The organism is Thauera sp. JM12B12, from assembly GCF_039614725.1.
Taxonomy (GTDB): Bacteria; Pseudomonadota; Gammaproteobacteria; order Burkholderiales; family Rhodocyclaceae; genus Thauera.
The window spans coordinates 2405501-2430360 of sequence record NZ_CP154859.1 but is presented as its reverse complement, the minus strand read 5'-3'; the positions used below and the strand labels follow the sequence as shown (position 1 = coordinate 2430360).

At 67.6% G+C, this 24860-nt stretch carries 25 protein-coding genes and 1 pseudogene; 12 read left to right on the top strand and 14 right to left on the bottom strand.

The features are described from left to right. The first annotated feature begins 117 nt into the window (after positions 1-117). A complete protein-coding gene (locus AAG895_RS10860; RefSeq protein WP_345792033.1) occupies positions 118-918 on the top strand; it encodes an enoyl-CoA hydratase in 801 nt (266 codons plus the stop codon). Between the two features lie 21 nt (positions 919-939). Then, entirely contained in the window at positions 940-1710 is a 771-nt protein-coding gene (locus AAG895_RS10855; RefSeq protein ID WP_345792032.1) for a TatD family hydrolase, read from the top strand. A 2-nt stretch (positions 1711-1712) separates the two neighbouring features. Here AAG895_RS10855 and AAG895_RS10850 read toward each other — a convergent pair whose 3' ends face one another. After that, complete coding sequence (locus AAG895_RS10850) at positions 1713-2318, bottom strand: TetR/AcrR family transcriptional regulator (RefSeq protein WP_345795275.1); 606 nt, start codon at positions 2316-2318, stop codon at positions 1713-1715. 168 nt (positions 2319-2486) lie between these two features. Here AAG895_RS10850 and AAG895_RS10845 point away from each other — a divergent pair, with 168 nt between their 5' ends. From AAG895_RS10845 to AAG895_RS10830, 4 genes are read left to right on the top strand one after another with little or no spacing between them, the layout of a single operon-like run. Beyond that, complete coding sequence (locus tag AAG895_RS10845; RefSeq protein WP_345792031.1) at positions 2487-3236, top strand: electron transfer flavoprotein subunit beta/FixA family protein; 750 nt, start codon at positions 2487-2489, stop codon at positions 3234-3236. 2 nt (positions 3237-3238) lie between these two features. Next, the gene (locus tag AAG895_RS10840; protein ID WP_345792030.1) at positions 3239-4168 is read left to right on the top strand and encodes an FAD-binding protein; all 930 of its coding nucleotides are present in this window, start codon (positions 3239-3241) and stop codon (positions 4166-4168) included. A 21-nt stretch (positions 4169-4189) separates the two neighbouring features. Next, a complete protein-coding gene (locus AAG895_RS10835) occupies positions 4190-4855 on the top strand; it encodes an energy-coupling factor ABC transporter permease (RefSeq protein ID WP_345792029.1) in 666 nt (221 codons plus the stop codon). 34 nt (positions 4856-4889) lie between these two features. Then, the gene (locus AAG895_RS10830; protein ID WP_345792028.1) at positions 4890-6686 is read left to right on the top strand and encodes an acyl-CoA dehydrogenase; all 1797 of its coding nucleotides are present in this window, start codon (positions 4890-4892) and stop codon (positions 6684-6686) included. Positions 6687-6861: 175 nt separating this feature from the next. Here the strand turns inward: AAG895_RS10830 and AAG895_RS10825 are convergent, their stop codons facing one another. Genes AAG895_RS10825 through ompR form a run of 6 tightly spaced genes read right to left on the bottom strand, consistent with a single transcriptional unit; the run spans position 6862 to position 11054 of the window. Then, positions 6862-7644 carry a peptidylprolyl isomerase gene (locus AAG895_RS10825; protein ID WP_345792027.1) on the bottom strand — a complete coding sequence of 261 codons (783 nt, stop codon included), beginning with the start codon at positions 7642-7644 and terminating at the stop codon, positions 6862-6864. Between the two features lie 10 nt (positions 7645-7654). Further along, positions 7655-7942 carry a BolA family protein gene (locus AAG895_RS10820; protein ID WP_345792026.1) on the bottom strand — a complete coding sequence of 96 codons (288 nt, stop codon included), beginning with the start codon at positions 7940-7942 and terminating at the stop codon, positions 7655-7657. Next, on the bottom strand, positions 7939-8238 hold the full coding sequence (locus AAG895_RS10815; RefSeq protein WP_345792025.1) for a YciI family protein: 300 nt from the start codon (positions 8236-8238) through the stop codon (positions 7939-7941). The genes AAG895_RS10820 and AAG895_RS10815 overlap by 4 nt, the downstream gene beginning before the upstream one ends. Then, the gene (locus AAG895_RS10810) at positions 8238-8846 is read right to left on the bottom strand and encodes a septation protein A (RefSeq protein ID WP_345792024.1); all 609 of its coding nucleotides are present in this window, start codon (positions 8844-8846) and stop codon (positions 8238-8240) included. Before AAG895_RS10810 ends, AAG895_RS10815 begins: the two co-directional genes overlap by 1 nt. After that, on the bottom strand, positions 8843-10276 hold the full coding sequence (locus tag AAG895_RS10805) for an ATP-binding protein (RefSeq protein ID WP_345792023.1): 1434 nt from the start codon (positions 10274-10276) through the stop codon (positions 8843-8845). The genes AAG895_RS10810 and AAG895_RS10805 overlap by 4 nt, the downstream gene beginning before the upstream one ends. 10 nt (positions 10277-10286) lie before the next feature. Beyond that, positions 10287-11054 (bottom strand): two-component system response regulator OmpR, encoded by a 768-nt coding sequence (gene ompR / locus AAG895_RS10800; protein ID WP_345792022.1) that lies wholly within the window; start codon positions 11052-11054, stop codon positions 10287-10289. A 241-nt stretch (positions 11055-11295) separates the two neighbouring features. On the opposite strand from ompR, the gene AAG895_RS10795 reads away from it, so the two are divergent. From AAG895_RS10795 to AAG895_RS10780, 4 genes are all read left to right on the top strand, one after another. Next, on the top strand, positions 11296-11673 hold the full coding sequence (locus AAG895_RS10795; RefSeq protein WP_345792021.1) for a hypothetical protein: 378 nt from the start codon (positions 11296-11298) through the stop codon (positions 11671-11673). A 77-nt stretch (positions 11674-11750) separates the two neighbouring features. Next, on the top strand, positions 11751-12443 hold the full coding sequence (gene tsaB, locus AAG895_RS10790; protein WP_345792020.1) for a tRNA (adenosine(37)-N6)-threonylcarbamoyltransferase complex dimerization subunit type 1 TsaB: 693 nt from the start codon (positions 11751-11753) through the stop codon (positions 12441-12443). Further along, on the top strand, positions 12443-12889 hold the full coding sequence (gene rimI / locus AAG895_RS10785; protein ID WP_345792019.1) for a ribosomal protein S18-alanine N-acetyltransferase: 447 nt from the start codon (positions 12443-12445) through the stop codon (positions 12887-12889). The genes tsaB and rimI overlap by 1 nt, the downstream gene beginning before the upstream one ends. Further along, positions 12889-13797: a uracil-DNA glycosylase gene (locus tag AAG895_RS10780; protein ID WP_345792018.1), complete on the top strand. Its 909-nt coding sequence runs from the start codon at positions 12889-12891 to the stop codon at positions 13795-13797. Before rimI ends, AAG895_RS10780 begins: the two co-directional genes overlap by 1 nt. Before the next feature lie 93 nt (positions 13798-13890). On the opposite strand, the gene lplT is transcribed toward AAG895_RS10780, so the two are convergent. Then, the gene (lplT, locus tag AAG895_RS10775; protein ID WP_345792017.1) at positions 13891-15141 is read right to left on the bottom strand and encodes a lysophospholipid transporter LplT; all 1251 of its coding nucleotides are present in this window, start codon (positions 15139-15141) and stop codon (positions 13891-13893) included. A 228-nt stretch (positions 15142-15369) separates the two neighbouring features. Between lplT and AAG895_RS10770 the strand changes: the two are divergent. Then, a pseudogene (locus AAG895_RS10770) lies at positions 15370-16281 on the top strand (LysR family transcriptional regulator). A gap of 75 nt (positions 16282-16356) precedes the next feature. Continuing rightward, a complete protein-coding gene (gene radA, locus AAG895_RS10765; protein WP_345792016.1) occupies positions 16357-17769 on the top strand; it encodes a DNA repair protein RadA in 1413 nt (470 codons plus the stop codon). Positions 17770-17901: 132 nt separating this feature from the next. On the opposite strand, the gene AAG895_RS10760 is transcribed toward radA, so the two are convergent. The 6 genes from AAG895_RS10760 to AAG895_RS10735 all read right to left on the bottom strand — a co-directional run bounded on the left by AAG895_RS10760 (position 17902) and on the right by AAG895_RS10735 (position 24778). Further along, positions 17902-18348 carry a hydrogenase maturation protease gene (locus AAG895_RS10760; RefSeq protein WP_345792015.1) on the bottom strand — a complete coding sequence of 149 codons (447 nt, stop codon included), beginning with the start codon at positions 18346-18348 and terminating at the stop codon, positions 17902-17904. Further along, positions 18345-19811 carry a Ni/Fe hydrogenase subunit alpha gene (locus tag AAG895_RS10755; protein ID WP_345792014.1) on the bottom strand — a complete coding sequence of 489 codons (1467 nt, stop codon included), beginning with the start codon at positions 19809-19811 and terminating at the stop codon, positions 18345-18347. The genes AAG895_RS10760 and AAG895_RS10755 overlap by 4 nt, the downstream gene beginning before the upstream one ends. A 10-nt stretch (positions 19812-19821) precedes the next feature. Next, entirely contained in the window at positions 19822-20412 is a 591-nt protein-coding gene (locus tag AAG895_RS10750; protein ID WP_345792013.1) for an NADP oxidoreductase, read from the bottom strand. After that, on the bottom strand, positions 20412-21161 hold the full coding sequence (locus AAG895_RS10745) for a 2Fe-2S iron-sulfur cluster-binding protein (protein WP_345792012.1): 750 nt from the start codon (positions 21159-21161) through the stop codon (positions 20412-20414). The genes AAG895_RS10750 and AAG895_RS10745 overlap by 1 nt, the downstream gene beginning before the upstream one ends. After that, positions 21158-23044 (bottom strand): NAD(P)H-dependent oxidoreductase subunit E, encoded by a 1887-nt coding sequence (locus AAG895_RS10740; protein ID WP_345792011.1) that lies wholly within the window; start codon positions 23042-23044, stop codon positions 21158-21160. The genes AAG895_RS10745 and AAG895_RS10740 overlap by 4 nt, the downstream gene beginning before the upstream one ends. Before the next feature lie 96 nt (positions 23045-23140). Further along, on the bottom strand, positions 23141-24778 hold the full coding sequence (locus AAG895_RS10735; RefSeq protein WP_345792010.1) for an alpha-D-glucose phosphate-specific phosphoglucomutase: 1638 nt from the start codon (positions 24776-24778) through the stop codon (positions 23141-23143). Positions 24779-24860 lie beyond the last annotated feature (82 nt).

Genomic DNA, 24860 nt, shown 5'->3' with positions numbered 1-24860 from the left:
GGAGGCGTGTGCTTCCGCAGCGTTCCGAGGGCTGGCGCCGAGCGCTGATTGACGTTAACGTTAACTGGAGGGTGCGCGCTCGCCGCCCGCTCAACACCACGTCGAGGAGACCCCAGCATGAGCATCGCCACCACCGAGACCCGCGAATCCATCCTGTTGCGCCGTGACCAGGGCGGCGTCACCACGCTCACCCTCAACCGTCCGCAGCAGTTCAACTCGCTGTCCTTCGAGATGCTCGAGACCTTGATCGCGGCCGTTGACGAGATCGCCCGCGACGACAGCGTGCGCGTCGTCGTCATCGCCGGCGAGGGTAAGGCGTTCTGCGCCGGCCACGACCTCAAGGAGATGCGTGGCAACCACACCCTCGAGTTCCAGCAGCGCCTGTTCCGTCTGTGCGGCAAGTTCATGATGAAGCTGACCGAGCTTCCGCAGCCCGTCATCGCCCGCGTTCACAGCATCGCGACCGCTGCGGGCTGCCAGCTGGTCTCGATGTGCGATCTGGCGGTCGCTGCCGACACCGCCCGCTTTGCCGTCTCGGGCATCAACGTCGGTCTGTTCTGTGCGACGCCGAGCGTCGGCCTGTCGCGCAACATGGGGCGAAAGGAGGCCTTCGAGATGCTGGTGACGGGCGACTTCATCGACGCGAACGAGGCGCAACGGCGCGGGCTCGTCAATCGCGTGGTGCCGCTCGAGCAGCTCGATGCGGAGGTCGAGCGCCTCGCCGCGTCCATCGTGGCCAAGTCGCCGGCCGCGGTCCGCATGGGCAAGCAGATGTTCTACAAGCAGCTCGAGATGGGGCTGGATGCCGCCTACCAGCTCGCCTCCGAGACGATGGCCTGCAACATGATGTGCGAGGATGCTGCCGAGGGCATTGACGCCTTCATCGCCAAGCGCAAGCCCGAGTTCAAGGGGCGCTGAGGCGCGGTGGGTGAGGGGGCGATGCTGATCGACTCCCACATTCATCTCGACGCCGGTGAATTCGACGCCGACCGCGATGAGCTCATCGCCGCGGCACGCGCCGTCGGCGTGCGGGGCTTCGTGGTGCCGGCGGTGGATCGCGCGAGCTTCGAGCGCGTACGCGCGCTCGCCACCACGCGCACCGATGTCTGTCCCGCACTCGGCATCCACCCCCTGTACGTGATGGGTGCGCAGGAGGACGACCTCGGCGTGCTCGAGGGGTTGCTCGCGCGCGGGGAGGCGCGAGCGGTCGGCGAGATCGGCCTCGACAATTTCTTCACCGATGTGGATCCCGAGCGGCAGCTAGAATTCTTCGTCGCCCAGCTCAAGCTTGCGCGTCGACATGCCCTGCCGGTGATCCTGCACGTGCGGCGCGCGGTCGACCCGATCCTCAAGCAGCTGCGCCGCATCGAGGTTCCCGGCGGCATCGCTCACGCGTTCAACGGCAGCAGGCAACAGGCGCAGATGTTCATCGACCTCGGCTTTCGGCTCGGTTTCGGCGGGGCGATGAGCTTCGAGGGTTCGACGCGGATCCGGGAGCTCGCGCGCAGTCTGCCGCTCGATGCGATCGTGCTCGAGACCGACGCGCCGGACATTCCGCCCGCCTGGGGCCAGGGAGCGCGCAACGTCCCTGCGAACCTGGCCCGCTACGCGGCCATCCTGGCTGAGCTGCGCGGAATCAGCGTGGACGAGGTGGCGGCCACCACCGGGCGGAACGCCCGCAACGCACTCGGCGGCTGGCTCCCAGCCTGAGATCAGGCCGCCTTCGGTGCGTCGGCCATTGCCGATGAGCGCGCGATCAGATCGGCGATGTCGCGCTTGAGGCGGACAACGTCGCTGTCGAACTTCTCGTAGATCATCAGCGACACGCCGAACACATAGGCGTAGAGCAGCATGCAGCGGCTGGAGGCTTCTTCCATCGGCACGCCACAGGCGAGGAACAGCTCGCGCGCGCAGCGCAGGCGAACGTCATCCACCTCGGCGACGATCGCGCCGGCCTCGGCGTCGCGCCGCGCCCAGTCCCGAACGGCGAGCTCGATCATCATCCCGCGCCGGCTGCGGCTCGCGCTGTACACGTCGATCACATGGTAGATCTGTTCCAGCTCCCGGCCGGCCTGGGCGCGCGTCTGCTTGATGATGTCGCGGATGCGGCCTTCCTTCCAATGGCTGAGCACCGCCAGCAGGAGGTCGCGGCGGTCGGTGAAATGCCAGTAGAAGCTTCCCTTGGTGACCTTGAGGCGCTTGGCGAGTACTTCGACGCGCAGGCCGGCGATGCCTTCTTCAGCCAGAACCTCGACGGCGCCCGCAACCCAGGCGTCGCGGTCGAGTTGGCTACGCGGTTTTTTTACAGTGTTTTCCATACGGCGTAGTATTGACGATTCTGCCTCCATACGCTACCGTATGCGCCATACTCTCCCGTATGGCTCGTGCTGCTCCGCAGCAGTGCCTTCGGGTGAGCGCGGTGACATAATCAGCGTGTCCGGCGCATCGCCGGTAACTCAATCAGCACATACAAGGAGCGCGGCAGAGTGAAAGTTCTCGTACCCGTCAAACGCGTTGTCGATTACAACGTCAAGGTTCGCGTCAAGGCCGACGGCAGCGGCGTGGATCTGGCGAACGTCAAGATGAGCATGAACCCCTTCGACGAGATCGCGGTCGAGGAGGCCGTGCGCCTGAAGGAAGCCGGCGTCGTCACCGAAGTGGTGGCGGTGAGCTGCGGTGTCGGCGCATGCCAGGAGACCCTGCGCGCGGCGATGGCCATTGGTGCCGACCGTGGCATCCTGGTCGAGACGGATGTCGAGCTGCAGCCGCTGGCGGTCGCCAAGCTGCTGAAGGCGGTGTGCGACAAGGAACAGCCCAATCTGGTGATCTGCGGCAAGCAGGCGATCGACGACGACGCCAACCAGACGGGCCAGATGCTGGCCGCGCTGGCCGGGTGGCCGCAGGCGACCTTCGCCTCCAAGGTGACCCTGGCTGACGGCAAGGCCCAGGTGACGCGCGAGATCGACGGCGGTCTCGAGACGCTTGCGGTGAAGCTGCCGGCCGTCGTGACCACCGACCTGCGCCTCAATGAGCCGCGTTATGCCACGCTGCCCAACATCATGAAGGCCAAGAAGAAGCCCCTCGATACGGTCAAGCCGGCCGATCTGGGTGTCGATGTCGCCCCGCGCCTGGCGACCCTGAAAGTGTCCGAGCCGCCCAAGCGCAGCGCCGGTGAGCGCGTGGCCGACGTGGCCCAGCTGGTCGACAAACTCAAGAACGTTGCGAAGGTGATCTGAACATGGCCATTCTCGTCATTGCTGAACACGACAACCAATCGATCAAGGCGGCCACGCTCAACACCGTGACTGCTGCCACCAAGCTGGGTGGCGATGTGCACGTTCTCGTGGCGGGCGCAGGCTGCGCCGCCGTGGCCGAAGCTGCGGCCAAGATCGCCGGCGTGGCCAAGGTGCTGGTGTGCGATGCGCCGCAGTACGAAGCGCAGACCGCCGAGAACGTCGCCGAACTGGTGAAGGGCCTGGCCACTGGCTACAGCCACGTGCTCGCTCCCGCCACCCCGGCCGGCAAGAACATGCTGCCGCGCGTGGCTGCGCTGCTCGACGTTGCCCAGATCAGCGACATCGTCGCCATCGAGGCAGCCGATACCTTCGTGCGCCCGATCTATGCCGGCAACGCCATGGCGACCGTGAAGAGCGCCGATGCGGTGAAGGTCATCACCGTGCGCACGACCGCCTTCGACGCCGCAGGCGAGGGCAATGCCGCGCCGGTGGAGGCCGTCGCTGCAGCCGCCGACCTTGGCGTCGCCAGCCTGGTGAGCCGCGAGATCGTCAAGAGCGCACGGCCCGAGCTCGGCGCGGCCAAGGTCATCGTTTCCGGCGGCCGAGGCCTGGGTAGCGGCGAGAACTACCACCAGTTGCTCGAGCCGCTCGCCGACAAGCTCGGTGCTGCGCTCGGAGCCTCGCGGGCCGCGGTCGATGCGGGTTTCGTGCCCAACGACTACCAGGTCGGGCAGACCGGCAAGATCGTCGCGCCGCAGCTCTACATCGCGATCGGCATCTCGGGCGCAATCCAGCATCTGGCAGGGATGAAGGACTCCAAGGTGATCGTGGCGATCAACAAGGATCCGGAAGCGCCGATCTTCCAGGTCGCCGACTACGGCCTGGTGGGCGACCTCTTCCAGGTGGTGCCGGAACTGACCGGCGCGATCTGATCGCGCTCGCCGCCCACGCGCATGGACCTTCCTGCGACGCTTTTTTCCGGAGCAGGTCAGGGCATCATGCTGGCGCTCACGGTGCTGGGTCTGTTGCTGACCCTGCGTCGTGCGCCATGGGGGCGGCTGCGCGACGGGCCGCAGCTCAACCTGCTGCTGGGCTTCGCCGTCGGCCTGATGCTCTTGTGGACCATGCGTGCGGGGGTGAAGCCCGGACTGAACCTGCATCTGCTCGGCGCGATGGCCGCGACCCTCGCGCTCGGTCCATGGCTCGCGGTCCTCGCGATGGCCCTGGCCTTGACGGGCGTGATGCTCAACGGGGTGATCGAATGGATGGACTGGCCGGTCAATTTCGTGCTGATGATCGCCATTCCGGTGGCCGTGGCCCATGGTCTGCAGCGCGCGGTGGAGCGTTGGCTGCCCGCGCATTTCTTCATCTTCGTGTTCGTGATCAGTTTTGCCTGTGCCGCGCTGACCGTGATGGTTCAGGGCGCGGTGGCCGCCGCGGCCCTGGCCAGCGCGGGGGCCTACACGGTGGAGTTCCTGCTCAGCGAATACCTGCCGTTCTTCCTGTTGCTCGGCTTCTCCGAGGCCTGGATCAGCGGTGCAGTGATCACCTTGATGGTGGTGTATCGACCCGGATGGGTTGCCGCGTTCGACGATCGCCGCTATCTCCTCGACAAATGAGTGCTTTTCACAATCTTCTGGAGCGCAAAGACATATGAGTAGCTACAACGCCCCCGTCCGCGACATGCAATTCGTGATGCGAGAGCTCGCAGGTCTGGATGAAGTCATGCAGTTGCCCGGTAACGAGGAGGTCTCTGCCGACCTCGTCGACGCGATCCTCGAGGAGGCGGACAAGTTCGCGAGCGGCGTGCTCGCTCCGCTGAACTGGACGGGCGATCAGGAAGGCGCCAAGTGGAAGGACGGCGAGGTTGCCACCGCGCCGGGCTGGAAGGATGCCTACAAGCAGTTCACCGAGTCGGGCTGGACGGCGCTCCCCTGCGACCCGGAGTACGGCGGCCAGGGCCTGCCCAAGCTGCTTGCCACTGCAGTCATGGAAATGTGGAAGTCGGCCAACATGGCCTTCTCGCTGTGCCCGATGCTGACCAGCGGCGCGATCGAGGCGCTGATGCTGCGCGGTACCGACGAGCAGAAGAATCTGTACCTGCCGAAGATGATCGCGGGCGAGTGGACCGGCACGATGAACCTGACCGAGCCGCAGGCCGGCTCCGACCTCGCGGCGGTGCGCACCAAGGCCGAGCCTCAGGGTGACGGTACCTACAAGATCTTCGGCCAGAAGATCTTCATCACCTACGGCGAGCACGACCTTACCGACAACATCGTGCACCTCGTCCTCGCCCGCCTTCCGGACGCGCCCGAGGGTGTCAAGGGCATCTCGCTGTTCGTGGTGCCCAAGTTCCTCGTCAACGCCGATGGCAGCCTGGGCGCACGCAACGACGTGCATTGCGTGTCCATCGAGCACAAGCTCGGCATCCACGCCAGCCCGACCGCCGTGCTCGCCTTCGGCGACCGCGGTGGTGCGATCGGCACGCTCGTGGGCGAGCCGAATCGTGGCCTGGAATACATGTTCATCATGATGAACGAAGCCCGCTTCGCCGTCGGCATGGAAGGTCTGGCGCTGTCCGAGCGCGCTTATCAGCACGCGCTCCAGTACGCCAAGGACCGCATCCAGGGCACCGACGCCGGCGTCCGCGGCGGCCCGAAGGTCAACATCCTGCACCACGCCGACGTGCGTCGTCTGCTCATGAACATGAAGAGCAAGACCGAAGCGATGCGTGCGCTCGCCTACGTCGTCGGTGCCGCCATCGACAAGGCCCACAACCACGCCGACGAGGCGGTGCGCGCACAGAACCAGGCCTTCGTCGACCTGATGATCCCGGTCGTCAAGGGCTGGTGCACCGAAAATTCGATCGACGTGACCTCCGACGGCGTGCAGGTGCACGGTGGCATGGGCTTCATCGAGGAGACCGGTGCAGCGCAGCACTTCCGTGATGCCCGCATCACCACGATCTACGAGGGCACGACCGCGATCCAGGCCAATGACCTGATCGGGCGCAAGATCGCGCGCGAGAATGGCGCGACCATCGGCGCGGTGGTGAAGATGATGCGCGCCGTGGAGGCCGAGGTGAGCGCCGTGCAGGACGAGCGCTTCGCGGCGATCGCACGTTCGCTGAAGTCCGGGATCTCGGCGGTGGAAGAGGCCGTCGCCTATATCCTCGCCACCTACGCCAAGGACATCAAGGCGGCATCGGTCGGCTCCGTCCCCTTCCTCAAGCTCCTCGGCATCGTGGCGGGCGGCTGGCAGATGGCGCGTGCGGCGTTGGTGGCCAAGCGCAAGCTCGAAGCGGGCGAGGGCGATGCAGGCTTCTACAAGGGCAAGATCGTCACTGCGCGCTTCTATGCCGACCACGTGCTCGCACAGGCCGGCGGCCTGGCCTACAGCGTGGTCAACGGTGCGCCGGGCGCGCTCGAGCTGCCCGAAGAGCTGTTCTGATGCACCAAGGCCTGGCGGAAGATCGCCAGGCCAGGCGAACAAAAAAACGCTGCGGGGCGATGCCTCGCAGCGTTTTCATTTGCAGGACGCCTCGTGACCGCCGGCGCCACCAGGCGGGAACGGACGTCCAGCCCCCACGGATGAGCGCCACATCGGGCGCTCATGTCGTTGGCGTTCAGTCGACCTTGGCCTTCTCGCGCAGCTCGAGGACGTGGCGCTCGACCTTCTGTTGCTGAAGGCGCTGCTGAAGCTGCGGCTTGACCTCGTCGAACGGGGGCGCCTGGACATCGCGTACGTCGTCGAGCTGGATCACGTGATAGCCGAAATCGCTCTTCACCGGCGTGCTCGTGTATTTGCCCTTCTGAAGCTTGACCATGGCGTCCGAGAACGGCTTCACGAACATGCCCGGATTGCTCCAGCCGAGCTCGCCACCACGATCCTTCGAACCCGGGTCGCGCGACTCCTTGGCCACTTCCTCGAACGGGGTGCCGTTCTGCAGGCGAGCGATGACCGCCTTGGCTTCGGTCTCGGTTTCGACCAGCACGTGACGCGGCTTGTATTCCTTGTCGCCCATGCGGCTCTTGATGGCGTCGTATTCCTTCTTGAGGTCGGCGTCGTTGATCGGGTTGGCGCGTACATAGTCCTGCAGGTAGGCGCGGATCAGGATCGCCTGGCGGGCCATGTCCATCTGCGCCTGCACCTCGGCCTTCTTGTCGAGCCCCTTCTTTGCAGCTTCCTGGCTCAGCACCTCGCGGCGAATGAGCTCCTCGCGCACCGCGTTCTGAAGTTGCTCGCTATCGGGCGTGCCCTGCGCGCGTTGCTCCGCCAGCATGGCTTCGGCCATGGCGGAAGGAATGGCAACGCCATTCACGCGCGCGACCGGGTCGGCAGCGACGACGGGGAGGGCCAGGAAGCCGGCCAGCAGGGCGACGGCGAGGCGGCTCGGGAAAAGTTTCATGGAGATTCCTTCAGTGTCCTTGTTTGTTGGCCTCGGCGGCCGAGAGCGCGCGGATGGCGAGCGCATGAATATCCTGCTTCATCATGTCGCCAAGCGCGTCGTAGATCATACGCTGTCGCAGCACTCTGCTGCAGCCCTCGAAAGCGGGCGATACGATAAAAACCCGGTAGTGACCGCCCCCGTCACGTGCTCCAGCATGGCCGGCGTGCAGGGCGCTGTCGTCCTCGATGTCGAGGACGTGCGCATCGAAGCGGTCGGAAAGGATTTCCCGGATCCGGGCGACCGTCCCGGCGCTCACGGCAGCGTCTTCCGGAATGGGCGCACGGTGGTGCGGGCGAACACGCCATGACGCACATACGGATCGTCGCGCACCCAGGCCTCAGCCTGCGCGAGCGATTCGAACTCGGCGACGATCAGGCTGCCGGCGAAACCCGCCGGACCCGGGTCCGGCGAATCGATGGCCGGCATCGGCCCGGCAAGCAGCAGGCGACCCTCGTCGCGCAGCGCCTCGAGGCGCGCGACGTGCTCGGGGCGAACGGCAAGCCGGGTTTGCAGTGTGCCGGGGGCGTCTTCGCCGATCAGTGCATAGAACATCAGTTGGTTTCCTCTTCCATATGGCGGGACAGGTAGAAGCCTTGAGCGAGCACGAAGGCCAGCATCAGGCCCATGCCGCCGAACATCTTGAAATTGACCCACGCTTCTTCGCTGAAGTTGTAGGCGACGTAAAGGTTGAGCAGGCCCATCGCGATGAAGAAACCCGCCCACGCGAGGTTCAGCCGCCCCCACACAGGATCGGGCAGCTTGATCTGCGCCTCGAGCATCTTGCGGATGAGGTTGCGTTGCAGCAGCCAGGCCGATCCGAGCAGCACGCCGCCGAAGAGCCAGTAGAGCGCGGTCGGCTTCCACTTGATGAAGGTCGGGTTGTGGAAGAAGAGGGTGGCCCCACCGAAGACGACGATGATCGCGAGGCTGACCCACAGCATCGTGTCGACCTTGCGGTGCTTCAGCCACACGAGCGCGATCTGCAGCATGGTTGCCAGGATGGCCACGAAGGTCGCGATCAGGATCGGCGCCTGGGTGGGGGCGATGCCGTCGCCCAGCCAGCCTGTCGCCATCGCATGCGCAGCGTCAGGATTGGCACCGCCTATCTTGTAGGCTGCGAAGAAGAGGATGACAGGCAGAAGGTCGAAGAGGAATTTCATGATTCTCGTGGTGCACCCGATTCGGAGCGCGGCATTTTATCCCGGAAGGCGGTCGAGGCCCCGAGGGGAAGGCAGAGTACAGCGCGCAATCCGCCGCCCTCGCGCGGCAGCAGGTCGAGATGGCCGTGGTGCGCGCGCATCACGCGGTCCACGATGGCAAGGCCCAGTCCCGCGCCCTTGGTGTTGCTGCGCGCCTTCTCGAGGCGGGTGAACGGACGTCGGAGGCGTTCCACCTCGTGCTCCGGAATGCCTGGGCCGCGGTCCGCCACCTCGATACGAGCCAGGCCGGCATCCGCATCGACTCGGACATCGAGCACTTCGTTCCCTTCGGCGTAGCGCAGGGCATTGTCGATCAGGTTGGCAAGCGCGCGCCGTATCGACAGCGTGCGAACGGGGGCGAGCAGGGCTTCCGGGACGGCGAGACGGATATCGACGCCGCGCAGACGGTAGGGCTCGGTCACCTCGCGTACCAGGGCGACGAGGTCGGTCGGCGACACGGCCTCCTGTGCGTCGCCGCGACCGAAGTCCAGGAACTGTCCGATGATGCGGTCCATTTCCTCGATGTCGGCGACCATGGCCGTAACCTCGCCTTCGGGTGCGCCCGACATCTCGATTCCCAGCCGCAGGCGTGCCAGCGGTGTACGCAGGTCGTGAGAGACACCGGCGAGGATCAGCGCGCGATCCTCGTCCATGCGCGCGAGATTGCCCGTCATGCGGTTGAAGGCGCGGGCGACGACGGCGATCTCCTGCGGGCCGTCCTCCTCCTGCGGCGGCGGCGTATCGCCACTGCCGACGATGCTCGCGGCGCGGGCGAGTTGTCGCAGCGGGGCGTTGATCCGCGCGACGATCAGATAGGCACCGAGCAGGGCTGCGAGTAAGGCGCCGCTGCCCCAGCCCAGCCAGCCGAAACTGTCCGGGTTCTCGATCCGCTCGGCGGGCAGCATGACCCAGTATTCGTCCTGGGCGTCGTCAGGGTCGAGGCGGAAGCTCACCCAGAAGCCCTCCAGCGACTTCCAGCGCGAGGCAAAGCGGGTGTGGTCACCGAGCTGGCGGCGCACATCGGCCATCAGCAGGCGCATCGGCCGGGTGTCGTCGAGCGGGATCAGCTCGTCGGTCGCCTCGGCCGGGTAGATGCGGATCCCCTCGAGTGCGGCGAGATCGATGAGCAGGTCGATGCGGCGGTCGAAGTCGGCGTTGATGAGTGCGGTGCGGGTGAGGTTGACCACCGACACTACCATCTGCGCCACGTCTCGCGCGCGCGCCGGCTCCTGAAAGTAGCGGAAGATCTGCGACCACGTACCCAGGGCAAGAATGAGCAGAAGTGCGACCAGCAGGAAGGTCTGCCACAGCAAGGTCCGCGGCAGCCATGACCTGCGGCGCGCGGGCGGCGCCGGCCGTGGCCCGGGCTGGGCCGTCTGCGCTTGCGTCATTCCGCGGTCTTCAGCTGCCGGTGCCGCCCGCTGCGCCGTCGTCCGTCTCGGCGGGCGACTTGCTGTCGTCGGGAACGAAGACATAGCCGAAGCCCCAGACGGTCTGGATGTAACGTGGTTTGGCGGGATCGTCCTCGACCAGCTTGCGCAAGCGCGACACCTGCACGTCGATCGCACGATCGAACACGCCATATTCGCGACCGCGCGCCAGTTCCATCAGCTTGTCGCGCGACAGCGGCTGGCGGGGGTGGGTGAGCAGCACCTTGAGCAGCGAGAACTCGCCGGTGGTGAGCTGGATCTCCTCGCCATCGCGCACCAGCGCACGCGTGCCGAGGTTCACCCTGACGCGCCCGAACACGACGATCTCGTCCTCGGGCGTCGGCGCGCCCGGCAGCGTCTGCGGCTGGCGTCGCATCACCGCCTGGATGCGGGCAACAAGCTCGCGCGGATTGAAGGGCTTGGCGATGTAGTCGTCGGCACCCATCTCAAGGCCGACGATCCGATCGACATCGTCGCCCTTCGCGGTGAGCATGATGATCGGGATCTGATTCTCGGCCGCGCGCAGGCGGCGGCAGATCGCCAGCCCGTCCTCGCCGGGCAGCATGAGATCGAGCACGATGAGATCGTAGTGCTCGCGATGCAAGGCGCGGTCCATCATCGGCGCGTCACCCACTGCCTTGACCGCGAAGCCCTGCTCCTGGAGGTAGCGTGACAGCAGCTCGCGCAAGCGGGCGTCATCGTCCACGACGAGAATGCGATAGCGTGTTTTCTGGTTCATGCGCGGAATGCTAGCCTGAGAAATGAACCCGTGCCAGCGTCTCCGCGTGTCGCCGGGCGGGCCTTGGGGTAACCCTTCGTAAGCATGTGGTTGGCGTGCAATATCGCCTTACAAACACGCGCCAGATCCGGCCGAGCGGGCTACCGAAGCGGCCCGGATTGCCGTATGTTCCGGGTGTCCTCATTTCGCGCCATCGGGCTCAGGCGTGCGCCTTCTTCCGCCCGATCGTCGATCGTCCTCCATGAAGAGCTTTTCGTATCAGATCGCCGTATTCCTCGAACGTCATCCGATGCAGCGCAGCTTGCGCGCGCGATGCCGGGTCGGGGCGCTGATCGTCGCGATCATGGGCCTCAGTGCGGGCAGTGTGTCGATCGCCCACGCGCAACCTGGCGGTGGCCTGTTTGCGAGCGACGGTAACCCTGATGCCAGGGAGCCGGCTGCCAACCGCGGTCATCGGGACTGGCGTAACACGCTCGGTGGCCAGGACCACGCCAGCGAGTCGGCCGTTCAGCGGCGCAAGATGAGCGAGGAGGAGCGCAGCAGCCTGCGCGAGCACCTTCGCAACGCGGCACGCGGGGCCTATCCCGAACAAGCGCCCAAGCGCAAGGGCAAACGCTGAGCCGCATCCGCTGGCGCGATGCCGCCGGCGCTCGGCGCGCTCCGGCTCACGCTTGCAGCCGGTAGAATAGCGGCCCCATGAACATCCTCTCCATCGAAACCGCGTGCGAGCACGGCAGCGTCGCCCTGATGCATGGCGGCGAACTGCTGGTGCGGCGCATACGAGGCGCCGCGAATCATTCCGAAGCGATTCTGCGCGATCTGCGCGAGCTGCTCGCCGAGGCCGATGTCGCTGTTGCGCAACTCGACGCGGTCGCCTTCGGTGCCGGCCCCGGGGCCTTCACCGGCCTGCGTCTTGCATGCGGCGTTGCCCAGGGAATCGCGCTGGGCGCGGACCTCGGCATCGCGGTCGTCAACAGCCTGCAGGCGCTCGCCCTGCAGATCGATACAGCGCGCGTGTTCGTCGCCACCGATGCGCGCATGGGGGAGGTCTACCATGCGGCATTTGCACGCGACGCGGATGGCATGCCCGCGCTTGTGGGCAGTGTCCGGTGCAGCGCGCCGCTCGACGTCGAACTGCCCACCGGGGACTGGTTTGCCGCGGGCTCGGCGTTCCAGGTCTGGCCCGAGGAGCTCGGCGCCCGTCATCTGGGGCGCCTCACGGGGTGCCGGCCAGAGGCGGTGCCGCGCGCGGACGAGGTTGCGCGCTTGGCGGCGACGGCGGTGACGCGGGGCCTGCTGGTGCCGCCCGAGCGGGCCGCGCCGCTGTACGTGCGCGACAAGGTGGCCATGACCACCGCCGAGCGACTCGCGCGCGGGGGACGGGCCTGATGCCCGAGCTGTCCTTCGTCGCGATGCGTGCCGAAGACCTCGACTGGGTCGCGGCGCGCGAGGCGGAGCTGCACGCTTATCCCTGGTCGCGCGGCAATTTTGCTGATTCGCTCGCTGCCGGGCACGACGCCTGGATCATGCGCCACGGCGACGATACGGTCGGCTACGCGATCGTGCTCAAGGTGCTCGACGAAGCGCACCTGCTCGACATCGGCATCGTCGCGTCGGCGCAGGGCCAGGGGCTCGGGCAGAGTTTCATGGCGTGGTTGTGCGGAGAGGCGCGCGAAGGCGGGGCTGAAACCTTCTACCTCGAGGTGAGACCGTCGAACGCTGCAGCGCTGCGGCTCTACCAGCGCATGGGATTCGAGGAGATCGGACGCCGGCGTGCTTACTACCCGGCTGGCAGCGCACGCGAGGACGCGATCGTGATGCGGCGGGTGCTGTGATGGGCGCGCGCACGTCTTCCTGGCGCGACGCCGCGCTGCGCGAGATGGGCCTCGGGCCGATCTGGCGTCTGCGGGCGCGCGAATCGGCGGGCCCGGCGTTCGCCGAGGCCGAGGCCGCAGCTCCGTCGGGCTATCCCGACGCCCCGGATCGAACACCTGCGGCGTCACCGCCGGCGGCGGTTGAGTCGCGCTTGCGCGCTCCTGCACCGCAGGCAATGGCCAATCGGCCTGCCCATCCATCCGCGCCGTCCGCCGTACCCGCCAGTGGCTCGTCCGGCGTGCCCGCCACGAAGACCGTCGCCGCCCCCGTGGTTGCCGGGCAAGGCGAGCGTGCGGCCCGCATCGCCACCCTCGACTGGGAGGCTCTGGAGAGCGACATCCACAGCTGTCGGGCCTGTGGGCTGTGCGAGCGCCGCCGGCAGGCGGTGCCCGGGGTCGGTGACCGCCACGCGGGCTGGATGCTGGTCGGCGAGGGGCCGGGGGCGGAAGAGGATCAACGCGGCGAACCCTTCGTCGGCCAGGCGGGGCGCCTGCTCGACAACATGCTGTCCGCGCTCGGTCTCGAGCGTGGCAAGGACGTCTATATCGCCAATGCGGTCAAGTGTCGTCCACCGCACAATCGCACGCCCGAGCGCGACGAGCTGGCGGCCTGTCTGCCATATCTGGACCGCCAGATCGAGCTGGTGCGGCCCCAACTGCTGATCGCGCTGGGCCGGCCGGCCGCGCAGGCGCTGCTCGATCGCGAAGTGGCGATCTCCGCGGCGCGCGGCAAGCGTTTCGAGCGCCAGGGGATTCCCGTGGTGGTGACCTATCACCCCGCCTACCTGCTGCGCAACCCGCAGGACAAGGCCAAGGCGTGGGAGGACCTCTGCTTCGCCCGCCGCCTGATGGCGGAGCTGGCGCGCTGAGCGCGGAGGCGCGTCACGCCTTCGCCCCGTGCCCGGCAGCGACGTCAGGCGCCTGGCGTTCGTCCTGCCTGCCGCCAGCGGAGCAGGCGGTGGTCAGTGCCTCCGATCCTCGAGCAAGGCGACGTTGTCGAACTCGCGCTGGTTGGCTTCGTGGCGACGCTTCACCATCCACATGGTTCCGGCCACGAAGAGCCCGAACATCACGATCACCGTGTTGATCGACAGGCCCAGCATGATCAGCAGCGCGTAGGTGCCGGTCATGACGAGGATCGACAGGTTCTCGTTGAAGTTCTGTACCGCGATCGAGTGTCCGGCCCCCATGAGGATGTGGCCGCGATGCTGGAGCAGGGCGTTCATCGGCACGACGAAGAAGCCGGCGAGTCCGCCCACGAGCACCATCAGCGCCATGGCGATCCACGTCTCGGTGACCCCGATCATCAGCATCACGCCGAGGCCCATCGCAATGCCGAGCGGGATCACGCGCACCGCACCGCGCAGCGAGATGTAGCGCGCGGCCAGGATCGAGCCGGTCGCCACGCCGAGCGCGACCACACCCTGCAGCATCGAGGCCTGCGACAGGTTCATGCCGAGGTTGTGCTCGGCCCACTTGATCACGATGAATTGCAGCGTCGCCCCGGCGCCCCAGAACAGCGTGGTGACCGCGAGCGAGATCTGCCCCAGCTTGTCGCGCCACAGCAGGCGCAGGCAGTGGTTGAAGTCGTGCAGCAGATAGAGCGGGTTGTTCTTGAGCGGCTTGTGGTCCACTCCGGTGTCCGGGATGTACACGTTGAAGATCGCCGCTACCAGGTAGAGCGTCCCGACCACCAGCACGGCGGCCTCGAAGGCCGAGTCGACCATCGGCAGCTCGAGCGCCACCAGCCAGGCGGAAACGTCGCCGCGAATCATGATGCCGCCGATCACGGTGCCGACGATGATCGCCGCGACCGTCAAGCCCTCGATCCAGCCGTTGGCGACGACGAGCAGGCGGTGGGGCAGATACTCGGTGAGGATGCCGTACTTCGCGGGCGAATAGGCTGCCGCGCCGAGGCCGATCACCGCGTAGGCGAACAGTGGATGGGTACCGAGGAACAGCATCAGGCAACCGCCGATCTTGATCGTGTTGCTGATCAGCATCACCCGCCATTTCGGCATCGAGTCGGCGAAGGCGCCGACGAAGGCGGCCAGCGCCACGTAGGAAACGGTGAAGAAGAGCTTGAGAAGCGGTTCGTATTCCGACGGCGCCGCCATGTCCCGGAGCATGGCGATGGCGATGATCAGCAGGGCATTGTCGGCGAGCGCAGAGAAGAACTGCGCCGCCATGATGATGTAGAAGCCGAGCGGCATCGTCAGTGTCTGATCACGGGATGGAGCGCGGTTTATATCACGAAGCTGTTTTTGCGGTTGTGATCCCGCTCAAGGTCCGTGAGATGTTGCCGCAAATGTTCGCAGACCGCGGTTTGGCAGGCGCGCGCGCAGGAAAATCCGGGCCTTGCGCACGTGACCGACAAGGCGCACCCAAAAACGCCCCGGACTGTGCTTTAATTCGCGAAATAAATCGTACTTATTATTACCATGGCAGACCGTAGACTCCAGGTATTCCACGCGGTGGCGAAGCATGGCTCGTTCACCCGCGCAGCCGAACACCTCCACATGACCCAGCCCGCGGTCACCTTCCAGATCAAGCAGCTGGAAGAGCATTTCGACACCCGCCTGCTCGACCGCGGCCACGGCAAGATCACCCTGACCCCCGCCGGCGAGCTGGTTCTCGCCTACGCCGAGAAGATCCTCGGCCTGTCTGCCGAACTCGACTCACGCGTCTCGGAGCTCACCGACGAGCTTGCCGGACAGCTCAAGATCGGCACCAGCACCACGATTGCCGCCTACTGGCTGCCCGAGATCCTCTAGGGATTCAAGCGCCGCTTCCCAGGCGTGCTGCCGCGCGTCGTCGTCGGCACGTCGAAGCTCACCGAGGACCGCGTCGCCGCGCGCGACCTCGACATCGGCCTCATCGAGATCGCCACCGAGCAGCCCAGCATCGAACGGCGCAGCGCCGCGCGGGACGAACTGTTCGTGATCTGCAGCCCGGACCATCCGCTCGCAAAGTTCAAGGAACTGACCGCACAGGATCTCGTCGGTCACCCGTTCATCGACCGTGACCCGGGCAACGGCATCCGCCAGATCGCCGACGATTTCTTCGAGGCCGCCGGCATCGCGGGCAGCCAGATCACGCTGTGTGCGGAGCTGGGCAGCCTCGCGGCGATCAAGCAGCTTGCCGCTGCCGGCCTGGGTTTCGCGATCGCGTCGCGGCGCGCCATCCTGCGTGACGTCGAAGACGGCCGGCTGGTGGCCATTCCGCTCACGCCCCGCATCTACACGCCGCTCGAGGTGATCCTGCCGCGCGACAAGTTCCGCTCGCGTCTCATCAATGCCTTCGCCGATTACGTCTGCGAGGAGTTTGCGCGCATGGAACGCGAGCAAGACTGAGCCACGACCCATTCGACGCCCCGCGCCGCATGCCTCAGGCAGCGGTGCGGGGCGTTTTCATTACGGATCCCCTCGATGGCACGCTCGAAATCCGCTTTCGTCTGCACCGAATGCGGTGCGCAGGCCGTGCGCTGGCAAGGCCAGTGCCCGCAATGCCAGGCCTGGAATACCATGGTCGAGACGGTACTGGAGCCGTCCGCGCCCGCAGCAGGTAGTCGCTTCGCCGCATTGGCGGGCGAAACCAGCCGCTTGCAGCCCTTGTCCGCACTCGAACCCCGCGAGGAACCGCGTCAGCCCACCGGCCTGGACGAGTTCGACCGCGTGCTCGGCGGCGGCCTGGTCGCCGGCGGCGTGGTGCTGATCGGTGGCGACCCGGGGATCGGCAAGTCGACGCTGCTGCTGCAGGCCTTGTCCCATCTTGCAGGATCGCGTCCGGCCGCGGGCGGAGAGGGCGCGGCCGCCAAGGCGGCTGCAGGGGTGATCTACGTCAGCGGCGAGGAGTCGGGCGAGCAGGTCGCGCTGCGCGCCCAGCGCCTGCAACTGCCATCGTCGCCGCTGCAGATGCTGGCCGAGATCAACCTCGAGCGCATCCTGCACACGCTGCGCGCGGCGCGCCCGCGGGTCGCGGTCATCGACTCGATCCAGACCGTGTATTCCGAGACCCTGCAGTCCGCCCCCGGCTCGGTCGCCCAGGTGCGCGAATGCGCCGCGCAGCTCACCCGCTTCGCCAAGCAGAGCGGCACCAGCCTGATCCTGGTCGGCCACGTCACCAAGGATGGCACGCTCGCCGGTCCGCGCGTGCTTGAGCACATCGTCGACACCGTGCTCTATTTCGAGGGCGACACCCACTCCAGCTTCCGGCTGATCCGGGCGTTCAAGAACCGCTTCGGCGCGGTCAACGAGCTCGGCGTGTTCGCGATGACCGAGCGCGGCCTGCGCGGCGTCTCCAATCCCTCGGCGATCTTCCTGTCGCAGCACTCGCAGCAGGTCGCCGGCAGCTGTGTGCTGATCACCCAGGAAGGCACCCGCCCGCTGCTGGTCGAGGTGCAGGCCCTGGTCGATTCATCGCAGAGCCCCAATCCGCGCCGGCTGTCGGTCGGCCTGGAGCAAAACCGGCTGGCCATGCTGCTTGCGGTGATGCACCGCCACGCCGGTGTGGTGTGCTTCGATCAGGACGTGTTCGTCAATGCCGTCGGCGGGGTCAAGATCACCGAGCCGGCGGCCGACCTCGCGATCCTGTTCGCGATCGTGTCCTCGCTGCGCGACCGTCCGCTCAAGCGCGGGCTAGCGGTGTTCGGCGAGGTCGGCCTTGCCGGCGAGATCCGCCCCGCGCCGCGCGGGCAGGAACGGCTGAAGGAAGCGGCCAAGCTCGGCTTCGACACCGCGATCGTTCCGCGCGCGAACGCGCCCAAGCAGCCGATCGAGGGACTCACCGTGATCGCGGTCGAGCGGGTGGAGGAGGCGCTGGAGCAGTTGCGCGGCTTGTAAGGGGCAAGCGCCGGCTATCGTTCGGGCCCAGCGGCAAGCGGGAGCGCGCTCGCTCCGGGCGGGGCATCGCGGTCGCTCGCGAATGCGGGCGATCTGCGCGGCGGGCGCGGACCGGACGGTCCAGGGAAATCCCTAGGCGGGACCGGAGAGCCAGGTGCCGAAGGCGGCAAGGGCTGCGTGCAGGTTTGCGCGAGCGGACGCCCCCAATGGCATGCCGAGCTCCCACGATTCGCCCCGGATGGCGAGCAACCAGCTGCGCGGGACAGGGCGGCCCTCGATGTCCTCGAAGACCTGAAGGATGGCGTGTGGCGACACCGCATGGCTGGTGAAGCTCGCGTCACGGGCGGCTTGGATCGGCTCGATCTGGAAGGGCGTCGCCATGCTGGCCGAAGCATCCACGAACAGCACCCGCTCGCGCCCCTTGAGATCCAGCGCATGCTCTACCTGAAGCTGGAAGTCGGTGAGGCATTCCACACCCGGTAGCGCCATCGCCTCGACCGCCTCCACGAACAGCGGCCCGAGCGCATCATCGCCGCGGCTCGGGTTGCCCCAACCGAACACCAGCACCGGCGCCGTCATTGCTTGTATTTCCGGTCCAGCTCCGTGCCTTCGGCGTCGACCAGGGTGACCTCGAGCGGCATCTTGCCGAGCGCGTGGGTGGCGCAGGACAGACAGGGGTCGTAGGCGCGGATGGCGACCTCGATGTGGTTGAGCAGACCCTCGGTGATCTCGTTGCCATCGAGGTATTGCCTGGCCACTTCGCGCACCGCGCTGTTCATCGCCTGGTTGTTGTGGGTGGTGGAGACGATGAGGTTGGCCATGCTGACGAGGTCGTCGTCGCCCACCTGGTAGTGGTGGAAGAGGGTGCCGCGCGGTGCCTCGATGACGCCCACGCCTTCGCGCCGGCGTTGGCCGCTCGTCATCAAGTCAGTGCCGGAGAGGTCGTCGTCCTGCAGCAGTTCCTTGATGGTCTCGGCGGCGAACAGCATCTCGATCATGCGCGCCCAGTGGTACGCGAGCGTGGCGTGCAGCGGCTTGCCGCCGGCGTAGGCGACGAATTCGCGGCGTTCGTGCTCGGCAAACGGCGTGGGGATGCTGTCGCAGTTCTGCACGCGCGCGAGCGGGCCGACCCTGTACCAGCCGTTTTCCGGGCCCATGGCCGTGAAGTAGGGGAACTTCATGTAGCTCCAGGGCTTGACCTCCTCGGTGATGAGGCGGTCGTAGGTCTGGTAGTCGACCTGGTCGAACAGGATGCTGCCGTCGGCGTCCTTGGCGCGCAGCACGCCGTGGTAGAGGTCGAGGCTTCCGTCGGGCGCGACCATGCCCATGAAATTCGAGCGGAAAGTTCCGAAGTGGTCGTAGAGGGCGGGGTTCTGCTGGTGCAGCTCCTTGATGATGTGCACCGCCTCGCGGCTCCACGCGATCATCTGATAGGCGTCCTTGAGCAGGTCCTTGCGCTCGTCGACGCTCAGCGCACGATTGACGCCGCCCGGTACCGCACCCGTGCCGTGCACCCGCTTGCCGGCGGTGAGGCGGATCACCTCCTGGCCGTACTTGCGCAGCAGGATGCCCTTCTTCGCGATCTCCGGGTACTTCTCCGCCACACCGACGATGTTGCGCCGGCCGACCTCGGAGTCGAAGCCGAACAGCAGGTCGGGCGAGGACAGGTGGAAGAAGTGCAGCGCGTGCGACTGCAGGATCTGGCCGTAGTGCATCAGGCGGCGCATCTTGTCCGCGGTGGGCGTGACCTTGGTCGCGCCGACGACGAGGTCGAGCGCCTTGCTCGCGGCGAGGTGGTGCGACACCGGGCAGATGCCGCACAGGCGCTGCACCATGACCGGGACTTCCCAGTACGGGCGGCCCTGGATGAAGCGCTCGAAGCCGCGGAATTCGACGATGTGCAGGCGCACCTGGTGCACCTTGTTGTGCTCGTCGAGCAGGATCGTGACCTTGCCGTGGCCTTCCACGCGCGACACGGGGTCGATGGCGACGCGGCGCAGGGTACCGGCGTCGGCGGGGGCGGTTTCGAGTTCGAAGCTCATTGCGCGAGTCTCAGTCATACTGCAGCAGCCCGTGGCCGAGGGCCGGGTCCTTGCCCTCTATGAGTTGGGTCAGAAAGGCCCAGATCGCGTCGCCCGAGGGCGGGCAGCCGGGCAGGAAGTAGTCGATCTTCACCACCTCGTGCACCGGATGCACCTGGTTCAGCGGCAGCGGCAGCTCGGGGTCGTCGGGGATGGCGCTGCCCGGGGCCAGGCCGTGGCCGGTGCGATACACCATCTGCAGGATGTCGCCGAGGTCGAGGTGGTTGCGCTGCGCGGGCAGGCCGCCATTGACCGCGCACGCCCCGAGCGCGATCAGGACCTTGCAGTTGGCGCGGAACTCGCGCAGAACGTGCACATTCTCGGCGTTGCACACCCCGCCTTCGATGAGGCCGATGTCGCACGGGCCGCAGTGCTTGACGTCGGTGAGCGGCGAGCGGTCGAACTCGACCAACTCGAGCAGCGGCAGGATGCGCTCGTCGATGTCGAGGAAGGACATGTGGCAGCCGAAGCAGCCCGCGAGGGACACGGTGGCGACCTTAAGCTTGCGCGGCGGCGCAGCGGGGCTCGAGCCCGGTGCCTCGTTCACGTTGTGCCGGTCCATCAGCGGGCCTCCTTCTCGCGCGCCGTGGCGGTCACCGAGGCATCCTTCGGCGCGCCTTCAGTGGCCGCGGCGCTGATCGGTTTCAGGTCGTAGGTGCGTGCGCCGATCGGCACCGCGAAACCCACCCGCTTCTTCAGGATCACGCCCACCGGGCAGACCTCGGCCGCGCGGTCGGTCGCGGCGAAGTCGGTATCGGCGAGGCGCCCGCTCTCGCTATTGACGATCAGATGCGACCGCGTACCGCGCCCGGCGAGCGCGAACACGTTCTTGCCGTCGACCTCGCGGCTGGCACGCACGCACAGCTCGCACAGGATGCAGCGGTTGAATTCCAGCAGCACCTCGGGGTGCGAGGCGTCGACCGGGCGGTCCGGGTAGAAGTGGTCGAAGTGCGGCGTCAGCATGCCCATCTCGTAGGCGGTGGCCTGCAGCACGCAGTCGCCGCTCTTCTCGCACGAGGGGCAGAAGTGGTTGCCTTCGACGAAGAGCAGTTGCAGCAGGGTGCGGCGCTTGGCGTCGAGCGCTTCAGTGCGGTTCTCCACCTCCTGGCCGGCGGCGGCGCGCACCGTACAGGACGTGGCGAAGCGGCCGCCGATCTTCACGGTGCACAGCTTGCACGAGCCATGCGCGGCAAAGTCCGGATGCCAGCACAGATGCGGGATGTACTTGCCCGCAGCGGTGGCGGCCTGCATCACGGTCTGGCCGGGCGTGAAGGGAATCTCCTCGCCGTCGAGCAGGAAGGAATCGTTCATGGCTGCAAGCCCCGTTTTTGAGCGGCCTTGACGGGGGAGGGCGTGAGCCACTCGGCGGCCAGGGCAGCGTCGCCCCGCGCGTGGGCGCGTTCTGCGGCCAGCGCCGCGCGGTTGTCGCCCAAGTGTGCCCCCGGGTCGTCGCGCCCGGTCATCCGGCGCGCCTGCGAGAGCGCGGCGTCGAGGTCGAAGGCCGGCTCGTACTCGGTCGACATCAGGCGGCGTTCGAAGGCGGGGCGGAACCTGGCGAGCATGTCGTCGATCGCGATCGTCGCCGTGTTGCCCAGCCCGCAATGGCTGGCGCCCTGCATCAGGCGGTGCATCTTCGCCATCTCATCGAGATCGTAGGGCGAGCCGCGGTCGGCGGCGAGCTTGTCCATCAGCCGCGCGTTGACCGCGGTGCCGACGCGACACGGCGTGCAGAAGCCGCAGCTCTCGTGCGCGAAGAAGTGGGCGAAGTTGCGCGCCGCCTCGAACATGTCGCGCGAGGCGTCGAAGACCATGATCGAGCCGCCGGTGGCGACGTCCTCGAAGGCAATGCGGCGGCCGAACTCGTCGGCCGCCAGACAGTGGCCGGCCGCGCCGGCGCTGGTCACCGCCTGGGTGTCGCGCGCGCCGGCGGCCTCGAGCACCTCGGCCACCGTGACGCCAAATGGAAATTCGTAGATGCCCGGACGCTCGACGTCGCCCGACACCGACAGCAGCTTGGTGCCGGTCGAGGCCGGCGTGCCGATGGCGCGGAACCACTCGCCGCCGCGCACCGCGATCAGCGCTGCCAGCGCCAGCGTCTCGACGTTGTTCACCGTGGTCGGCTGGCCGCGGTAGCCGTTTGTGACGGGGAAGGGCGGGCGGATGCGCGGCTTGCCCGGCTTGCCCTCGAGCGACTCGATCAGCGCCGACTCCTCGCCGCAGATGTAGGCGCCGGCGCCGAGGTGGATCTCGATGTCGAAGGAGAAGCCGCGGCCGAGGATGTTGCGACCGAGCAGGCCTTGCTCGCGGCGCTGCGCGAGCCGGGTCTCCAGGCGGTCGAGCAGGTAGCGGTACTCGCCGCGCAGGTAGATGAAGCCCTTGTTCGCGCCGATCGCCAGGCCGGCGATGCACATGCCGTCGACCACCAGGTCGAAGTAGCTCGCGAGCAGCACGCGATCCTTGAACGTGCCGGGTTCGCCCTCGTCGGCGTTGCAGATCACGTAGTGCGCGTCGCCCCAGGCGTCGCGGCACGAGCGCCACTTGATGTCGCTGCCGAAGCCCGCGCCGCCGCGCCCGCGCAGGCCGGAGCGTTCGATCTCGGAGAGCAGGGCGGTCGGCCCGCGGTCGAGCGCAGCGGCGAGCGCCTCGCCCGGCGCGAGGCCGTGGTCGAGCAGCACGTCGCGGCGGCGGATGTTGTCCTCGACGAGGAACCACTCCGGCGGCCAGTCGCCCACCGGTACGCGGCGGCGGATCAGGTGCGCCATCTCGTCGATGCGTTCGGGGGTGAGGCGGGTGATGGTGCGCCCGTTGGCCAGCGCCGCCGGCCCCTGGTCGCACATGCCCGTGCAGGAGGTGGTGTCGACGCAGACGAGTCCGTCTTCCGACACCTTGCCCGGCTCCAGCCACAGCGTGTCGCACAGCGCCCGCATCAGCGCCTGGTTGCCGAGCATGCGGTCGGTGATGTTGTCGGAGAACAGGATGCGGAACTCGCCCGCCGGCCGGGTGTGCAGGAAGCTGTAGAAGCTCGCCGTGCTCTCTACCCGGGCGCGCGGGATCGCGAGGCCCTCGGCGATGGCGCTCAGCGTGGCCGGTGGCAACCAGCCCTCGTGAGCCTGGACATCGATCAGGATCTGCAGCAATTGCAGCGGGTCCCTGCGGTGTCGCGCAAGGATGCGTTCCAGTTCTGGTGTGGCCACGGGCGGCTCCCGATGGTTGCCTGCGGGAATGCCGCCATTATGACCCCGTTGGGTGTGGGGATGGCATGACAGTCGCCACGGCCAGCCCCGCCCCGATCACGTGACCACGGTGGCCGCCTCCATGCCGCTGTGCTGGCGGATGCCCGCCACCTGGTCGGCGATGCGGATCAGCGCGGCCAGCGCCTGCTGCACCGGCTGCTCGTGGCGGGCGGGGTCGGCCTCGTAGCGCTCGAGGTACACGCGCAGCGTGGCGCCCTCGGTGCCGGTGCCCGACAGGCGGAAGACGATGCGGCTGCCGTCGGTGAAGAGCAGGCGCACGCCCTGGCGGGTGCTCAGGGAGCCGTCGACCGGGTCGGTGTACGCGAAGTCGTCGGCCGCTTCGATTCGGAGCCCGTCGCCGCAGTCGCGCCCGGCAAGGCCTGGCAGACTTGCGCGCAGCGCCGCCATCAGCGCGTCGGCGCGCTCGGTGGGGATGCCCTCCCAGTCGTGGCGCGAGTAGTAGTGGCGGCCGAAGCGCGCCCAGTGCGCACGCACCAGGTCCGCGACCGAGCGCCCCGTGGCGGCGAGCAGGTTGAGCCAGAACAGCACCGCCCACAGGCCGTCCTTCTCGCGCACGTGGCCGGAGCCGGTGCCGTAGCTCTCCTCGCCGCACAGCGTGGCCTGGCCGGCGTCGAGCAGGTTGCCGAAGAACTTCCAGCCGGTGGGCGTCTCGTGGCACGGAATGCCGAGCGCCGCGGCGACCTTGTCCGCGGCACGCGAGGTCGGCATCGAGCGCGCGATGCCGGCGAGCCCGGCGCGATAGCCGGGGACGAGCGTGGCGTGCTCGGCGAGCACCGCCAGGCTGTCGGACGGGGTGACCACGAAATCGCGGCCGAGGATCATGTTGCGGTCGGCATCGCCGTCCGAGGCGGCGCCGAAGTCGGGCGCATCGGGGCCGGACATCGCCGCCATCAGCTCGGCGGCGTGCGCCGGGTTGGGGTCGGGGTGGTGGCCGCCGAAATCCTCCAGCGGCTCGCCGTTGATGACCGTGCCCGCCGGAGCACCGAGCTGGCCCTCGAGGATCGCGCGTGCGTAGGGCCCGCTCACCGCGCTCATGGCGTCGAAGCGCATGCGGTGGCCGGCGGCGAACCAGGCGCGCATGGCGTCGAAGTCGAACAGCTGCTGCATCAGCTCGGCGTAGTCGGCGACCGGGTCGATCACCTCGACGGTCATGGCGCCGAGCGCGCGCGTGCCCAGGGTGTCGAAGTCGATGTCCGCACCCGCGTCCTCGATGCGGTACTCGGCGAGCTCCAGGCTGCGCGCGTAGATCGCCTCGGTGAGCCTCTCCGGTGCGGGGCCGCCGTTGGCGGCGTTGTACTTGATGCCGAAGTCGCCGTCCGGCCCGCCCGGGTTGTGGCTGGCCGACAGGATGAGGCCGCCGAAGGCGCCGCGGTGGCGGATCACCGCGCTCACCGCGGGCGTCGACAGCAGCCCGCCGCGGCCCACCAGCACCTTGGCGAAGCCGTTGGCCGCCGCCATGCGCAGGATGGTGCGCACCGCCCTGCGGTTGTGGAAGCGGCCGTCGCCGCCCAGCACCAGGGTCTGACCCGCGTGGCCGGGCAAGGTGTCGAACACCGCCTGCACGAAATTCTCGAGGTAGTGCGGCTGCTGGAAGACGGTGACTTTCTTGCGCAGGCCGGAGGTGCCGGGGCGCTGGCCGGCGAAGGGGCGGGTGGGGACGGTCTGGATGCTCATGACGTTTGGGCCCGGAGGCCATGGAGAGGATGGTGCGGAACCTGCATGCGCCGCGGCTCGGTGACGAGGCGCCGGGTCGAAG

Excerpts from the sequence above, each read along its gene's own strand:
- AAG895_RS10860 (WP_345792033.1), top strand. The coding sequence starts at position 118 with ATGAGCATCGCCACCACCGAGACCCGCGAATCCATCCTGTTGCGCCGT.
- AAG895_RS10855 (WP_345792032.1), top strand. The coding sequence starts at position 940 with ATGCTGATCGACTCCCACATTCATCTCGACGCCGGTGAATTCGACGCC.
- AAG895_RS10850 (WP_345795275.1), bottom strand. The coding sequence starts at position 2,318 with ATGGAAAACACTGTAAAAAAACCGCGTAGCCAACTCGACCGCGACGCC.
- AAG895_RS10840 (WP_345792030.1), top strand. The coding sequence starts at position 3,239 with ATGGCCATTCTCGTCATTGCTGAACACGACAACCAATCGATCAAGGCG.
- AAG895_RS10835 (WP_345792029.1), top strand. The coding sequence starts at position 4,190 with ATGGACCTTCCTGCGACGCTTTTTTCCGGAGCAGGTCAGGGCATCATG.
- AAG895_RS10830 (WP_345792028.1), top strand. The coding sequence starts at position 4,890 with ATGAGTAGCTACAACGCCCCCGTCCGCGACATGCAATTCGTGATGCGA.
- AAG895_RS10825 (WP_345792027.1), bottom strand. The coding sequence starts at position 7,644 with ATGAAACTTTTCCCGAGCCGCCTCGCCGTCGCCCTGCTGGCCGGCTTC.
- AAG895_RS10815 (WP_345792025.1), bottom strand. The coding sequence starts at position 8,238 with ATGTTCTATGCACTGATCGGCGAAGACGCCCCCGGCACACTGCAAACC.
- AAG895_RS10810 (WP_345792024.1), bottom strand. The coding sequence starts at position 8,846 with ATGAAATTCCTCTTCGACCTTCTGCCTGTCATCCTCTTCTTCGCAGCC.
- AAG895_RS10805 (WP_345792023.1), bottom strand. The coding sequence starts at position 10,276 with ATGACGCAAGCGCAGACGGCCCAGCCCGGGCCACGGCCGGCGCCGCCC.
- ompR (WP_345792022.1), bottom strand. The coding sequence starts at position 11,054 with ATGAACCAGAAAACACGCTATCGCATTCTCGTCGTGGACGATGACGCC.
- AAG895_RS10795 (WP_345792021.1), top strand. The coding sequence starts at position 11,296 with ATGAAGAGCTTTTCGTATCAGATCGCCGTATTCCTCGAACGTCATCCG.
- tsaB (WP_345792020.1), top strand. The coding sequence starts at position 11,751 with ATGAACATCCTCTCCATCGAAACCGCGTGCGAGCACGGCAGCGTCGCC.
- rimI (WP_345792019.1), top strand. The coding sequence starts at position 12,443 with ATGCCCGAGCTGTCCTTCGTCGCGATGCGTGCCGAAGACCTCGACTGG.
- AAG895_RS10780 (WP_345792018.1), top strand. The coding sequence starts at position 12,889 with ATGGGCGCGCGCACGTCTTCCTGGCGCGACGCCGCGCTGCGCGAGATG.
- lplT (WP_345792017.1), bottom strand. The coding sequence starts at position 15,141 with ATGCCGCTCGGCTTCTACATCATCATGGCGGCGCAGTTCTTCTCTGCG.
- radA (WP_345792016.1), top strand. The coding sequence starts at position 16,357 with ATGGCACGCTCGAAATCCGCTTTCGTCTGCACCGAATGCGGTGCGCAG.
- AAG895_RS10760 (WP_345792015.1), bottom strand. The coding sequence starts at position 18,348 with ATGACGGCGCCGGTGCTGGTGTTCGGTTGGGGCAACCCGAGCCGCGGC.
- AAG895_RS10755 (WP_345792014.1), bottom strand. The coding sequence starts at position 19,811 with ATGAGCTTCGAACTCGAAACCGCCCCCGCCGACGCCGGTACCCTGCGC.
- AAG895_RS10750 (WP_345792013.1), bottom strand. The coding sequence starts at position 20,412 with ATGGACCGGCACAACGTGAACGAGGCACCGGGCTCGAGCCCCGCTGCG.
- AAG895_RS10745 (WP_345792012.1), bottom strand. The coding sequence starts at position 21,161 with ATGAACGATTCCTTCCTGCTCGACGGCGAGGAGATTCCCTTCACGCCC.
- AAG895_RS10735 (WP_345792010.1), bottom strand. The coding sequence starts at position 24,778 with ATGAGCATCCAGACCGTCCCCACCCGCCCCTTCGCCGGCCAGCGCCCC.